Source organism: Bradyrhizobium sp. 41S5, from assembly GCF_011516665.3.
Lineage (GTDB): Bacteria > Pseudomonadota > Alphaproteobacteria > Rhizobiales > Xanthobacteraceae > Bradyrhizobium > Bradyrhizobium quebecense.
This window is the reverse complement of sequence record NZ_CP083721.1, coordinates 2,282,464-2,296,554: the sequence shown is the minus strand read 5'-3', so window position 1 is coordinate 2,296,554 and position 14,091 is coordinate 2,282,464. Positions and strand designations below refer to the sequence as shown.

General features: G+C 65.5%; 14 protein-coding genes. 5 read left to right on the top strand and 9 right to left on the bottom strand.

All coding sequences use genetic code 11. From position 1 onward, the window contains the following. Window positions 1-55: 55 nt before the first annotated feature. Window positions 56-1,381, bottom strand: coding sequence for a flagellar protein export ATPase FliI (gene fliI / locus HAP47_RS10840; RefSeq protein ID WP_173638250.1), 1,326 nt, complete (start codon window positions 1,379-1,381; stop codon window positions 56-58). Between the two features lie 368 nt (window positions 1,382-1,749). On the opposite strand from fliI, the gene ctrA reads away from it, so the two are divergent. Continuing rightward, the gene (ctrA, locus tag HAP47_RS10835; RefSeq protein ID WP_016848562.1) at window positions 1,750-2,451 is read left to right on the top strand and encodes a response regulator transcription factor CtrA; all 702 of its coding nucleotides are present in this window, start codon (window positions 1,750-1,752) and stop codon (window positions 2,449-2,451) included. A 78-nt stretch (window positions 2,452-2,529) separates the two neighbouring features. On the opposite strand, the gene HAP47_RS10830 is transcribed toward ctrA, so the two are convergent. Genes HAP47_RS10830 through HAP47_RS10820 form a run of 3 tightly spaced genes read right to left on the bottom strand, consistent with a single transcriptional unit; the run spans window position 2,530 to window position 5,678 of the window. After that, complete coding sequence (locus tag HAP47_RS10830; RefSeq protein ID WP_173638251.1) at window positions 2,530-4,116, bottom strand: S53 family peptidase; 1,587 nt, start codon at window positions 4,114-4,116, stop codon at window positions 2,530-2,532. Window positions 4,117-4,126: 10 nt separating this feature from the next. After that, on the bottom strand, window positions 4,127-5,314 hold the full coding sequence (locus HAP47_RS10825) for a hypothetical protein (RefSeq protein ID WP_173638252.1): 1,188 nt from the start codon (window positions 5,312-5,314) through the stop codon (window positions 4,127-4,129). A gap of 19 nt (window positions 5,315-5,333) precedes the next feature. Continuing rightward, window positions 5,334-5,678 carry a hypothetical protein gene (locus tag HAP47_RS10820; protein WP_173638253.1) on the bottom strand — a complete coding sequence of 115 codons (345 nt, stop codon included), beginning with the start codon at window positions 5,676-5,678 and terminating at the stop codon, window positions 5,334-5,336. Window positions 5,679-5,808: 130 nt separating this feature from the next. Here HAP47_RS10820 and HAP47_RS10815 point away from each other — a divergent pair, with 130 nt between their 5' ends. The 4 genes from HAP47_RS10815 (at window position 5,809) to HAP47_RS10800 (ending at window position 8,168) form a co-directional block, all read left to right on the top strand. Then, a complete protein-coding gene (locus HAP47_RS10815; RefSeq protein WP_024583958.1) occupies window positions 5,809-6,213 on the top strand; it encodes a DUF350 domain-containing protein in 405 nt (134 codons plus the stop codon). Between the two features lie 15 nt (window positions 6,214-6,228). Beyond that, on the top strand, window positions 6,229-6,645 hold the full coding sequence (locus HAP47_RS10810; RefSeq protein WP_173638254.1) for a hypothetical protein: 417 nt from the start codon (window positions 6,229-6,231) through the stop codon (window positions 6,643-6,645). A gap of 107 nt (window positions 6,646-6,752) precedes the next feature. After that, on the top strand, window positions 6,753-6,968 hold the full coding sequence (locus HAP47_RS10805; protein WP_173638255.1) for a hypothetical protein: 216 nt from the start codon (window positions 6,753-6,755) through the stop codon (window positions 6,966-6,968). 42 nt (window positions 6,969-7,010) lie between these two features. Further along, the gene (locus tag HAP47_RS10800) at window positions 7,011-8,168 is read left to right on the top strand and encodes a glutathionylspermidine synthase family protein (protein WP_173638256.1); all 1,158 of its coding nucleotides are present in this window, start codon (window positions 7,011-7,013) and stop codon (window positions 8,166-8,168) included. 167 nt (window positions 8,169-8,335) lie between these two features. Here the strand turns inward: HAP47_RS10800 and HAP47_RS10795 are convergent, their stop codons facing one another. From HAP47_RS10795 to HAP47_RS10775, 5 genes are all read right to left on the bottom strand, one after another. After that, window positions 8,336-9,205, bottom strand: coding sequence for a CheR family methyltransferase (locus HAP47_RS10795; RefSeq protein ID WP_173638257.1), 870 nt, complete (start codon window positions 9,203-9,205; stop codon window positions 8,336-8,338). After that, a complete protein-coding gene (locus HAP47_RS10790) occupies window positions 9,202-10,362 on the bottom strand; it encodes a protein-glutamate methylesterase/protein-glutamine glutaminase (protein ID WP_173638258.1) in 1,161 nt (386 codons plus the stop codon). The genes HAP47_RS10795 and HAP47_RS10790 overlap by 4 nt, the downstream gene beginning before the upstream one ends. Window positions 10,363-10,437: 75 nt before the next feature. Further along, window positions 10,438-10,803: a response regulator gene (locus HAP47_RS10785; RefSeq protein ID WP_018273268.1), complete on the bottom strand. Its 366-nt coding sequence runs from the start codon at window positions 10,801-10,803 to the stop codon at window positions 10,438-10,440. A gap of 62 nt (window positions 10,804-10,865) precedes the next feature. After that, complete coding sequence (locus tag HAP47_RS10780; protein WP_173638259.1) at window positions 10,866-11,336, bottom strand: chemotaxis protein CheW; 471 nt, start codon at window positions 11,334-11,336, stop codon at window positions 10,866-10,868. Between the two features lie 23 nt (window positions 11,337-11,359). Continuing rightward, the gene (locus HAP47_RS10775) at window positions 11,360-14,068 is read right to left on the bottom strand and encodes a hybrid sensor histidine kinase/response regulator (RefSeq protein ID WP_173638260.1); all 2,709 of its coding nucleotides are present in this window, start codon (window positions 14,066-14,068) and stop codon (window positions 11,360-11,362) included. Window positions 14,069-14,091 lie beyond the last annotated feature (23 nt).

The following is a 14,091-nucleotide window of genomic DNA, read 5'->3' as shown; positions in this document are numbered from 1 at the left end:
CCCCTGGGCCCCGCCGGCATAGCTATGGTGTGCCGAGGATGATGGCCTGACAAAGTTAGCGTTCCGTTTCCAAACCCGACAGGATTTGAGCGAGTTGCCGGTAGCCGTCGCCCAGGCTGGTCGCCTCGTCCTTGGCCTGGCGCAGGAAGCTCTCCAGCGGCTCGTGCAGCCGGATCGCCTCGTCGACCTCGGGGCTGGAACCCGGTCGATAGGCCCCGAGCCGGATCAGTTCCTCCATGTCGGCATAGGTCGCCATCACCTGCCGCGCCTTGTTGATGAAGGGCAGGAAGTCGGGGTCGGCGGACCGCGGCATGGTGCGTGAGACCGATTTGAGGATGTTGACCGCGGGATAGCGGCCGCGCTCGGCGATCGCGCGCTGCATTACAATATGGCCGTCGAGGATGCCGCGCACCGCGTCCGCGATCGGCTCATTGTGATCGTCGCCGTCGACCAGCACGGTGAAGATCGCGGTGATGGTGCCGACGCCGGTGCCCGGCCCTGCCCGCTCCAGCAGCTTCGGCAATTCGGTGAACACGGTCGGCGTGTAGCCCTTGGCGGTCGGCGGCTCGCCTGCCGAGAGGCCGATCTCGCGCTGCGCCATCGCAAAGCGCGTCACCGAGTCCATCAGGCACAGCACGTCCTGGTCCTCGTCGCGGAAATATTCGGCGATGGCGAGCGTCAGATACGCCGCCTGGCGCCGCATCAGCGCCGGCTCGTCGGAGGTGGCGACCACCACGACCGAGCGCGCCAGCCCCTCCTCGCCGAGATCCTCCTGGAGGAATTCCTGCACCTCGCGGCCGCGTTCGCCGATGAGCCCGATCACCGAGATCGCGGCATCGACATTGCGCGCCAGCATCGACAGCAGCACCGACTTGCCGACGCCGGAGCCGGCGAAGATGCCGAGCCGCTGGCCGCGGCAGCAGGTCAGGAAAGTATTGAGACCGCGCACGCCGAGATCGAGCGGCGGACCGACCCGCTTGCGCGAATGCGCCGGCGGCGGCGAGTTGCGGTAGGACATCGGCGAGGCGCCCTGTTGCAGCGGCCCCTTGCCGTCGATCGGCTCGCCCATCGCGTTGACGACGCGGCCGAGCCAGGCCGGTGACGGCCGCACCTGGCTCGCCGCATTGGCGATCACGGCGCGGCACCCGCGCCTGACGCCCTCGAGCCCGCCGAACGGCATCACCACCGCGTTCTCGCCGGAGAAGCCGATCACCTCGGCCGGGATGAAGCGGCCGGCGCCGACGTCGATCACGATGCGGGCGCCGACCGACATCGCGTGAATGGGGCCGGCGATCTCGACCATGAGCCCGCGGACGCCGACCACACGGCCATAAATATTGACGCCGTCGATGTCGCCGATCTGCTCCGCGAGCGCCTTCATTGCGAAAACCTTAAGTTTCCGCAATTTTGCGCCGGCCGCTTAACTTCGTGTTTACCCGCATCATTAATCATTGCGTCACTGTCTTTGGTGACTGAGGTCGCTCGCCCATTCAGAAGAAGGGCGAGTCGCGAGAGTCGGTTAAGCCCGGCTCTTAATGTGGAAACTGAACGAGCGCGGTTAGGAAAAGCTTCTTCTACGCAATATCTTAGGGCGATTCGACAAAAATTGCACGGTTAGAGCTTGCGTCGAGGAATCAGTTTTTGTTAACCATATCTCGTCAGGATCCGAATCAGTTGTTCAAAGGCGTTTTGTGAGTGCCGCAAGTGCGGCCGACCTGACGCCCGGAGCGGCGACTATAGGGGACTGGCATGCGCGTTTTGCTGATTGAAGATGATAGCGCCGTCGCGCAGTCGATCGAATTGATGCTCAAATCCGAGAGTTTCAACGTCTACACGACGGATCTCGGTGAAGAAGGCGTCGATCTCGGCAAGCTTTACGACTACGACATCATCCTGCTCGACCTCAACCTGCCCGACATGTCCGGCTACGACGTGCTCAAGCAGCTCCGGGTTTCGAAGATCAAGACTCCCATTCTGATCCTCTCCGGCCTCGCCGGCATCGAGGACAAGGTCAAGGGTCTCGGCGTCGGCGCCGACGACTACATGACCAAACCCTTCCACAAGGACGAGCTGGTCGCCCGCATCCACGCGATCGTGCGCCGCTCCAAGGGGCACGCCCAGTCGGTCATCCAGACCGGCGATCTCGTGGTCAATCTGGACACCAAGACGGTCGAGGTCGGCGGTCAGCGCGTGCACCTCACCGGCAAGGAATACCAGATGCTGGAGCTGCTCTCGCTCCGCAAGGGCACCACGCTCACCAAGGAAATGTTCCTCAACCATCTCTACGGCGGCATGGATGAGCCGGAGCTGAAGATCATCGACGTCTTCATCTGCAAGCTCCGCAAGAAGCTCGCCAACGCCTCCGAGGGCCGCAATTTCATCGAGACCGTGTGGGGCCGCGGCTACGTGCTGCGCGAGCCGCACGAGGCCGACGAGCGCATCCCCGCCTGACCTTCTGGCCCGCCGCGTTCCGACTTCGCTTTCGACTTGAGCCCCGCCGCAAATGGCGGGGTTTTTGTTTTTGGGATGTTACGCCACGGGGATCGCAGTCAAAGCGGCGAGCAGATCAGCGCCCTTCGGAACACCGAGCCCGGTGCAGGCGCTCCAGCCGGGACCGGCATCGTAGCCCTTGCCGCCGACGCGGTTGTTGCCCTGCTCGACCACACGGAATGCGCCGCGGTTGGAATAGAGCGCAGCGTTGAGAAAGCCGATCTGCTCGCCGCGCGCGGCGATCGCAATCGCGACCAGCGCGGCCCATAGCGGTGTCGCAGCACTGGTCCCGCTCATCGCCATCGCCTGTCCGTTGACGATGATGCGGTAGCCCGGGCTTGCCGCGGCCGCGCAGGCGACATCCGGGACGCCGCGCCGGGTGGCGCCGTCGTTCTGCGATTTCGGCAGCGTCAAATGCGACTGATAATCGGGGACCGGAAACGCGTCGCTGATGCCGCCGCCGGTGCCGACCGCACCGGCATTCCAGACCGCCTCCGTTGCGGCCGGCCCATTGCCCGCGGCAAGCACGGGCTGGGTGCCGCCGCAGCTCGTCGCATAGGGGCTCGAGGCGGGAAACCAGACATGGACCTTGCCGTCGGTCAGGCCGCTCGTTGCGAGCTGATCACCGGAGGCGAACAGCACGCTGACGCGCAGCCGCGCGGCATCGGCCAGCACCGCCTGCATCGCGTCGCGCCCCCGCCCGGTCCAGTATTTCTCGGCACTGCCCCAGCTGACGGAGACCACCTGAGGCGCATGCTCTTCATCGAACACCGCCCGATGGATCGCGTCCGTCAGACCGGCGGCGGAGTTCTCGGCAAAGTAGACGACGATCTTGGCCTTCGGCAGCAGGCCGGCGAGCACCTGGAGATCAAGCGCGATCTCCTGATCGGCGACATCGTTGCTGCCGAAGGTGCCATCATTGCCGGTCGGCGGCACATTGACGACAACCGGCGGCGAGCGGTTCATGCCGGCCACCGCCATGGCGAGATCGCTCGCGAGATAGCCGCCGCCGAGAGCTATGATACCGACGCAGATCGACGACACGTCGCGATCCAGCGGAATGCCGTAGAGGACCGCGATATCGGTCGGCCACAGCCCGCTGCCGCTGCCCATGTCGGCCTGGGCCTGCACAAGCGGCGTCCTGGTCCGCAGCGGCCGCTGATCGAAGCCGAGAATGGCGCGGGTCCATGGCGCGATCTCGGCCGGCACCGTCAGGCCGCCGACGCGCGCGCGAAACGCGCGCTCGCCGTCGCGGTAGGTGCGAAGCGTCGCGCCGAAGATTTCGGCCATCTGCCGCGCCGTGCCTTCCAGCTCGACCGTGCGCGCGACAGAATCTGTGCGGCCGATGGTCAAGCCCCGCTCTAACGCCAGCCGCACCACGCGGGCGACGGCACGGGCATGGCTGCGATGGCGCTGCGTCGCGAGCTGGTGCCGCGTGATCGGCCTGGCGAGCCGGGCGAAATCCCCGGCGCTGCCCGGCGGAAACTTGTCGGGCGTGCGTCGCTTGACATAGACCACAATGGGGATCCGCTCGTCCGGATCGACATCGCCGACCAGCGTCGCGCCATCAGGCGCGGCGCGGTTGCTGCCGACAAGCGGAACCCTGCGCTCGGAGGTGCTCGCCATCGATGCGACCTCACTTGCCGCCACATGGCGTCGGCTGCACCGGAGTTTGCGTATCGTCGTAGGCGCAGAACGGGGTCGACCACACGAAGTCGGCCGAGGTCGCGATGCGCGTGAGACCGGGCTTGCCTTCGAAGATCGGCGGCTGGCCCGAGACCTTCCAGTACCATTCGGGCAGCAGCGGCCCGAGCGGAGCGACCGGACCATTCGGGCCGAACGACAGGAATCCCGCCTGCGACGACGGCGTGCCGTCCGCCTTGAAGGCCGCGCGGCCGTGGCAGGTGATGCAGGACGATGTTGCGACGAAGCCGTCCTCGGTGACGGAATTGCCGACCCTGACGTCGAGCCCGACACTGTCGACGAAATCGGCCTGGGATCCCTTCAAACAATAGTTGCTGTAGACCGGATCGATATCCGCGCTCGACAGCATCGCCGCCAGTGCAGCCGTCTTCACGCAATCCGGATAGCCCTGGCCGGCAGTCCGGTTCGACGGCACGAACGCGGTCTGCGCGCCGAAATTGTCACGACAGCCGATGATGTCGCAGCGACTCGGGTTGAACCGGTGCTCGAACGTCGCCCAGGTCCAGTTCGGCACCTGCTTGCTGATCACGTGCATCGAGACCAGGGCGTACTGCACGCCGGCCGCGCTGTTGACGTGATAGAGCTCCGGCGCCTGCGCCACCGTCACCTTGTTGTTGGTGAATTGCGGAATGTCGCTGACCGGCAGCCAATTCCCCTTCACCTCGATGGAGTCGACCGGAAACGACAGCGCCTTGCCGAATGCAGCCTTCACGCCCGAGCGCTTGTAGAGGTTGTTCTGGACGACGAAGTCGAACGTCGGCTTGTTGTGACGCGTTTCCTCCATCTGGCCCTGCGCCGCGCCGGGCGGCAGCGCCGGCAGCAAACCACCGCTCTCCTGCACACCTTCTCGCGCCACCTGGGGGAGGATCGGCGGACGCAGCGACGGCGGCGTCGCGGCGGCCGGAAACTGCGGATTGGGCTGGAACAGATCGGTATCGCTCGCCCAGGTCTCGAACGTCGAATTGCTGCCGCCGGCGCGGGTATTGGCCTGGATGAAGAGCTGCCAGGCGACCTGATCCGGCGCGGTCATCGCGGGATTCGGCGACGATTGCGCCGCGGCGGGCAGCGCGGGAAGCACAAGCAGACCACAGACGAGCAGCGTATCGATCGACCTTCTCATCTTGCTCTCCACATCGGGTTCAAGGTTGGAATCCGTCCCCCATCCAGTTCGCATAGGTATCGAGCGCGTCCTGCGACCATCGGTGACCGGGCGGCATGAAGCCGGACGACAGCGCAGCGAAGACGCGGCGTGCATTGGCGTGATCGGCAAAGTCATCATTGCCGGCCGGGTCGCAGATCCAGCCGGCGTCGCCGAGCCGAACGCCCTTTGGGGTCATGCAGGCGATGTCGCCCGGTCGAAACATCGGCAGGATGTCGTTGCCAAAGCTGGTCGTCATCGGGATCACCGAACCCATTCGCGACATGCACTTCTGGTTGCACATCGTATAGGCGACCATCGCAGCAGCCGCTGTGAAGCGGCTCACACCCTTGCGCAGCAATTTGCCGGCGGTTATCCGCGGCCAACGGAGCCCACAGGTTGGATCGAACCGAAGCTTCGCGAACCGCGACCTATCAGCTATAGGATGGCCATCTAGGGCTGTTCGGGCGCATCACATGATCCTGCAATCCCTCGCCGGCCTCCCGGCGTTCCTGGTCTATTTCTGCACGGCGCTGATCGCCGTGGTCGCCTACCTCTTCGTCTACACCCGCGTCACCCCGCATGACGAATTCCAGCTGATCCGCGATAACGACCCGGCGGCGGCGATTGCGCTGGGCTTGAGCCTGCTCGGCTTCGTGCTGCCAGTGGTCAGCGCCATTGCCCATTCCGCCAATGTGGTGGACTGCCTGATCTGGAGCATCATCGCGCTGATCGTGCAGATCATCGTCTATTACATCGTGAAGATCCCGGTGCCGAACCTGTCGGCGCGGATCGCCTCCGGCGAGATGGCGGCGGCGATCTGGCTCGGGCTGTCCTCGCTGGCCGCAGGCGCGCTGAACGCCGCCTGCATGATCTATTGAGCCATAGAGCTGACCATGGCGCGCAAACCGAACCCGGAATTCGGCAAACGGCGACCGCTGGTGCCGGCGGTGCCGCCGCGGCCGGATCCGCCTTCCAAGCGCTCCAGCCATGTCGCGCTGCTCATGATGGGCACGCTCGCGGTCGGCGGCAGCGCCTACGCGCTGATGCCGCGGCAGAATTGCCAGCCGATCCAGCCGACGCCACCGGGCGTGACCACGCCGGCGCCCCTGCAACCCGGCGCCGATTGCGCGCCGCGCAGTTCGTCGTCCGGGTCGGGCGGCAGCGGCGGCGGCTCGTCGCACAGCAGCTTCTACAGCGGCAGCTCATCGTCGGGCGGCTCTTCATCCTCGTCGAGTTCGTCGTCAAGCTCGTCAGTGAGCCGCGGCGGCTTCGGCTCGTTCGCGCACGCGTTCGGCTTCGGCGGCGGCTGACAAGCACTTTGCCGTGTCGTCATGCGCTTTCACTTGCCCGGCGATCGGAGCTGATGGAGACTCGCCGCGGCTCGCAAACGACAAGACAGAAGGCAAGGATCACGTCCATGAAACGCTCGCGACGGGTCTGGCTGAAATTGATGGGAAGCGTCGCGATCGGCACGGCCTCGATGGGCCTGGCACCAGGCCATGCCCGCATTCACCACCGTCATCCGGAGCACACGAAGCGAAAGCCCGAGCAAATGTTACCTTCCGGCGGCTTCGGCGGCGCGCCGCGCACCATCGCCCACTACGACAACGGTCCCTCGCATGGCGGCGGCTGACACCGAGCCGACACACATCGTCTGAAGATCACGGACCCCTTCATGCAACGCATCGCATGTTCCGAGCGCGACGATTGGCAGGCAACCGCCGAAAGCGCCGGCTTCACCTTCCACACCATCGACGGCGAACGCTACTGGGACGAGCGCGCCTATTACGCCTTCACGCTCGACGAGATCGAGCGCGATATCGAGGCGCCGACCGGCGAGATCGACGCGATGTGCCTCGAGCTCGCCGGACACGCGGTCAGGGATGAACAATATCTGCGCCGGCTGAAGATACCGGAAGCGTTCTGGGATCTGATCGCGGCGAGCTGGCGCCGCAAGGAGCCGAGCCTCTACGGCCGGCTCGACCTCAAATTCAGCGGCAACGGCCCGGCCAAGCTGCTCGAATACAATGCCGACACGCCGACCTCGATCTTCGAGGCGGCGGTGTTTCAATGGACCTGGCTCGAACAAGCGATCGAACGCAACATCATCCCGAAGCGCGCCGACCAGTTCAACTCGATCCACGAGGCGCTGATCGAGGCCTGGAAGACGATCGGCGCGACCCATCCGCTGCATCTCACCGGGCTGACCGGCAACGCCGAGGACGCCGGCACGCTCGCCTATCTCGAGGACACCGCGGCGCAGGCCGGGCTGAAGACCACGCTGCTCGACATCGAACAGATCGGACTGCGCAATGACGGCCAGTTCGTCGACCTCGACGAAAGCCCGATCGCGCTCGCGTTCAAGCTCTATCCATGGGAGTGGATGTTCCACGACGCGTTCGGCAAGAACCTCGCGACGGCGCCGACACAATGGATCGAGCCGCCCTGGAAGGCGATCCTGTCCAACAAGGGCATCCTGCCGCTGCTGTGGGAGATGTTCCCGAACCACCCCAACCTGCTGCCGGCCTATTTCGAGGACGACCCGCAGGCCGCGCAGCTCGGCACCTCGTTCGTGCGCAAGCCGATCTATTCGCGCGAAGGCGCCAATGTCGAACTGGTCAGCGCCGGCATCACGCTGGTCGCGGAGCAAGGCCCCTACGGCGCCGAGGGCTTCATCCGGCAGGCCCTCGCGCCGCTGCCGAATTTCTCCGGGCAGTATCCTGTGCTCGGCAGCTGGCTGGTCGATCACACGTCCTGCGGGCTGTCGATCCGCGAGGACGAGAACCCGATCACCGGCAACACATCGCGCTTCCTGCCGCACGCGATTTTGTAGAGCGTCGACGCGGTTGCGGTTTCATCCGTCATCCTGAGGAGCGCGTAGCGCGTCTCGAAGGATGAACGGCCCGGCTGGTGGCCGTCGATCCTTCGAGACGGCCGCGTTGCGGCCTCCTCAGGATGACGGACCAAGCAGTATCGCGCAGCCAATCGGAGAACTCCAGCTTAGCGCGCCGCGGACGCGACCGCCTTCAGCACATGCGCGGCGCCGGCGCGCGCGACCGGCGCGGTGCTGGGCTGATAGAGCCCGCGGCGGTCGGGATAGGGCCTGAACAGATTGGTGATGCCGACCACGGATTCCGCCGCGCCAAGCGCCAGCACGCCGTCGGGCTCGAGCATCCGGGAGATCTTGCCGAAGATGCCTGCCTTGGTCTGCTGATCGAAATAGATCAGCACGTTGCGGCAGAAGATCACGTCGAAGGTGCCGAGATGCGAAATGTCCTGCAGCAGATTGAGCTGGCGGTGCTGCACCATGCCGCGGATATCGGCATTGAGCTGCCAGAGCTCGCCCTTCTGCACGAAGTGCTTGACCAGCAGCTGGATCGGCAGGCCGCGCTGCACCTCGAACTGGCTGAACAGGCCGGCCTTCGACTTTTCCAGCACCGCCTGCGACAGGTCGGTGGCGATGATCTCGATGCGCCAGCCGGTGAACAGCGCGGTCATTTCCTTCAGCAGCATCGCGATCGAATAGGGCTCCTGCCCGGTCGACGAGGCCGCGCACCAGATGCGCAAGCTGCGGCGCGCGGCGCGCGCCTGTGCCAGCGCCGGCAGCACCGCCTCCTTCAGATGGTCGAACGGGATCTTGTCGCGAAAGAAGAACGTCTCGTTGGTGGTCATCGCCTCGACCACCTCCGACGTCAGCATCTCGGCGCCCCCTTTCATCTTTTGGACGAGCTCGGGAATGCCGGCGAGGTTCGACCGGCGCGCCAAGGGCAGCAGGCGGCTCTCGACGAGATATTGCTTGTCGGCCGACAGATCGAGGCCGGAACGTTCTTTCAGCAGCTTACGCAGATACTCATAGTCCAGCGGCGTCACGAACGGTCTCCGGCAAACACGCGAACAAGCTTCGATGCGATCTGATTGAGCGGCAGCACGGCGGCGCAGATGCCGGCATGGACCGCCGCACCGGGCATCCCCCACACCACGCTGCTCGCTTCGTCCTGGGCGATCACGCTGCCGCCGGCGGCGACGATGTCCTTGCCGCCGCGCATGCCGTCGGAGCCCATGCCGGTCAGGATCACCGACATGATGCTGCCCTGCCAGACATCGATCGCGGAGGTGAACATCGGATCCACCGCGGGTTTGCAGAAATTGACCGGCGGCCCGTCGTCGAGCGCGATCGTGGCATCGATGCCGTGGCGCGCGATCCGCATGTGGCGTCCGCCCGGCGCCAGATAGATCTGACCCGGTTTGATGCTCTCGCCGTCGATCCCCTCATGCGCCGGCCGCTTGCTGGTGCGCGCCAGATGCTCGGCGAGAATGGTGGTGAAGGTCGGCGGCATGTGCTGGGTGATCAGCACCGGGACGCGATCGATCACAGGGCCGATCTCTGCGACCAGCGTCATCAGCGCCTGCGGACCGCCGGTGGAGGAGCCGATCAGCAGCACCTTGGGCTGCAGCAGGCCGAACGAACGACGCGCGACCTGGGCGGGCGCGGCGGCCGGAGGCAGCCCCGGGCGCGGCTTGTCGTGTCCGGGCGCAAGCGGCGGGCTCACCGCCGTATGCACCGTGCTGCGCCGCGCCTTGGCGCCGAGATGACGGATCTTCTGGATCAGGTCGTGGCGGAAAGTCTCCGCGGCGGTCGCCTCACGCGTGCTCTCCGGCTTCGGAATGTAGTCGGACGCGCCGAGCGAGAGCGCCTTCAGGCTGATCTCCGCGTTGCGGCGGGTCAGCGTCGAGGCCATGATAATGACGAGGTCGCGCTTCTTCGCCAGCAGCTGCGGCAGCGCCGAGATGCCGTCGAGGTCGGGCATCTCGATATCGAGCACCGCGACGTCGGGGTTGACGCGCTCGAGCTGGTTGACGGCATCGAGGCCGGTGCGCAGCGAGGCCACGACCTCCATGTCGGGTTCGGCGCCGATCCAGCGCGAGATCATCCCTCGGATGACTACGGAATCGTCGACGACCATCACCCGCACCTTGTCGGAACGGGTCGATGTCGGGACCGCAGTACTTGTCAACGCAACACTCATGACTTCACCAGCGACGCAACACGACGCACAACAACCGTTGAGCCGAAGGCTTCTGCCGCCGGATCGAACGTAGAGTTAAATCAAACCGACTTCCTGGAACTTCGCGGTGACGATGTCCCGGTCGAACGGCTTCATGATGTATTCGTTGGCACCGGCATGCAGCGCGCGTGCGATATGCGCGACGTCATTCTCGGTGGTGCAGAACACGACCTTGGGCTGATCGCCGCCGGGCATGCGGCGGAGATTGCCGAGGAACTCGTAGCCGTCCATGACAGGCATGTTCCAGTCGAGCAGCACAGCCTCGGGCATCGCGCGCTTGCAGGCCTCGAGCGCCTTGGCGCCGTCCTCGGCCTCGACGATCTGGAAATCGAGCCCTTCCAGGATACGGCGGGCAACCTTGCGAATGACGCTTGAGTCATCGACAACAAGACACGTTCTCATCTGCGACCTCTACTTCCTCATCCCCGGTGGGATGTTTCAGTTCTTCGATTCAGTCGGCCGTCTCAGGCCGCTTTGGCATCAGGCACCAGTTCGAGCACGCGATCGACATCGAGGACGACCATGAGCTGGCCGTCGAGGCGGTGAACACCGCCGGCGAGCCTGGCCATGCGGGGATCGAGGTTGACCGGATTGTCCTGGCGGCTGTCGTCGGGCAGCCGCAGCACCTCGCCGATCTGGTCGATCAGCAGGCCATAGGATTCACCGCGCTGGTCGACGCCGACTGCCATCGGCGGCGTGCCGTCGTCGGCCTTCGGCAGGCCGAGCCGGGCCCGCATGTCGACCACGGTGACGATGCGGCCGCGCAGATTGAGCACGCCGGCGATCTCGCTGGAGGCCAGCGGCACCCGCGTCAGCCGCTCCGGCATGAACACGTCCTGCACCCGCGAGATCGGCAGCCCGAACAGCTGCCCGCCGATCACGGCAGTGACGTATTCGGCCATCGCGCCTTCGCTGGTCTCGGTCTTGCTGCTCATCGATGCTGTTTCCCTGGATTCCGTCATGCCGCCCGACGCAGTTCGGCGGTCTGCTCTTTCAGCGCCGCGATCAGCCCGGGACGATCGAACTTGGCGACATAGTCGTGGAAGCCGGCCTGGCGGCCGCGCTCGATCGCCGCCGGCGACACCATCGCCGACAGCGCGATGATCGGCAGCCCGATGAGGTTGTGGTCAGAGCGGATGTTCTCGGCGAACTCGAAGCCGTTCATCTCGGGCATCTCGATGTCGGTCAGCACGACGTCGAAAGCCTGCCCCGAGCGCAGCGCGGCGAGCCCTTCCTGCGCGCCTCCCGCGGTCCTGACCTTGTAGCCGGCGGCCTTCAGGACCGGGGCCAGCATGTTGCGGAAGAACGCCGAGTCATCGACCAGCAGCACCGACTGCGCCGAGGCCGACGGGCGCATCTCCTTGCGCGAGAACCAGTCGGCGAACGCCATCGGCAGGAAGTGGCCGACGTCGATCACCTCGGTGGCCTGGCCCTTGATCACGGCCGAGCCCAGAATGCCGTCCTGCGAGCCCGCGACCTCGATGTTGAGCCGCTCCTCGACGATGTCGATGATCTCGTCGACCACGAGCCCCATCGAGCGGCCGTCGTCGGCGAACACCAGGATCGGCTGCGACCCCTGCGTCTGCACCTCGACCCCGGCCATCTGCACCAGCGGCATCAGCTGCTCGCGGTACTGCACCATGTAGCGGCCGTTCGAGAGCTCGATCTTGTCGGTTGCGATCTCCTCCAGCCGGGTGACGAGGCCGAGCGGCACCGCCTTGGGCTGGCTCGAACCGGCGCGGAACACCAAAAGCGAGGTGAGCTGCTCGCCGCTCGAGGTATGCGCGGCGGCATTGTCGTCGGCCATGTCATGGGCCGCCGCGCTGGAGGCGCCGAGCGCCTTGGCAATCCCATTGGGGTCGATGATCATGATGACAGCGCCATCGCCCAGAATGGTGTTGCCGGAGAACATGTCGATGTGCCGCAGTTTGGTCGACATCGGCTTGACCACGATCTCCTCGGTGTGGAACACGCCGTCGACCACGATGCCGAAGGTCTGGCTGCCCACTTGCGTCACCACGATGAAGCCGTTCTCGGCATCGCTGGTCGCGCCGTCGTCGATCTTCAGGAGCTTCTTCAGATGGATCAGCGGCAGCAGCTTGTTGCGCAGCCGCAGCACTGCCGTATCCTTGATCCGCTCGATGCGGTGCTCGGAGTTGGCGCGGGCCCGCACCAGCTCGACCACCGAGAGCTGCGGGATGGCAAAGCGGTCGCCGCCGGCTTCCACGATCAGGGCGGAGACGATCGCAAGCGTCAGCGGGATCTTGATGGTGACGGAAGCGCCCTCGCCCGCCACGCTCTTGATGTCGATGGTGCCGCCGATCTGGTCGATATTGGTGCGCACCACGTCCATGCCGACGCCGCGGCCGGACACTGAGGTCACCTGCGCGGCGGTCGAGAAGCCCGGCGCGAAGATGAACTTGTGGATCTGGGCTTCCGTCATCTTCTCCAGTTCGGTCTCGGTGACGAGACCGTTCTGGAGCGCCTTGGCCTTGATCCGCTCGGTGTTGAGCCCGCGGCCATTGTCGGCGATGCAGATGATGATGTGGCCGCCCTCGTGATAGGCGCTTAGGCGAATGGTGCCCTGTTCGGGCTTACCGGCAGCGACCCGCTCGGCGGTGGTCTCCAGGCCATGATCGGCGGAGTTGCGCACCATGTGCGTCAACGGATCCTTGATCAGGTCGAGCACCTGGCGGTCGAGCTCGGTGTCGGCGCCGTGCATTTCCAGTTCAATCTGCTTGCCGAGTTCGCCGGAGAGATCGCGGACGATGCGCGGCAGCTTCTGCCAGGCATTGCCGATCGGCTGCATGCGCGTCTTCATGACGCCTTCCTGCAGCTCGGCGGTGACGTTGGAGAGCCGCTGCAGCGGCACCTTGAACTCGGTGTCCTCGTTGCGCCTCGAGATCTCGAGCAGCTGGTTGCGGGTCAGGACCAGCTCGGAGACCATGGTCATGAGGTGTTCGAGGGTGTCGACATTGACCCGGATCGACTGGTTGGCGATCTTGTCGCCTTCCTGGACATCCTCGGTGGCGGCCTTGCGGGCCGGCTTCTTCGCAGCTTCAGCCGGCTCGGCTGCGGGGCCAGCGGCGACGGGCTTCGCGACCGGCGCGGGTGCTGCGACTTCGATCTCGGTCTCGCGGAAGGCGCGCTCGAGCTCGTCGAGCGAGACCTCGCCCGGGCGCAGCGGACGCTCCAGCGTCTGCACCACCAGCGTGCCTTCGGTCATGGCCGGTTGCACCGACGGGGCTTCGACGACGGGCACATCTTCTTCAGCAACAGCCATCGCCGCCATGCCGTGCTCGACCATCGCTTCCAGCTGATCGATCAGGTCGCGGTCGTTGCCCTCAGGCTCGGCCTCGGTCGCCTCGAGCCCGCCAAGGATCTCCTTGATGCGGTCGATCGAGGACAGGATCAGCGTCACGGCTTCCGCCTTCACCGGCATGCCGTCGCGGAATTTGCCCATCAGGGTCTCGCCGGCATGCGCCAACGCTTCCAGCCGCGGCAGCCCGAGGAAGCCGCAGGTCCCCTTGATCGTGTGCACAAGCCGGAAAATGTTATCCAGGATCTTCGCGTTGTTCGGATCCTGCTCGAACTGCACCAGCTGGTTGTCGACCGTATCCAGGCTCTCGCTGCTCTCCGTCAGGAACTCGCGCAACAGATCGTCCATGAAACCAACCTTCGAAAAACGCC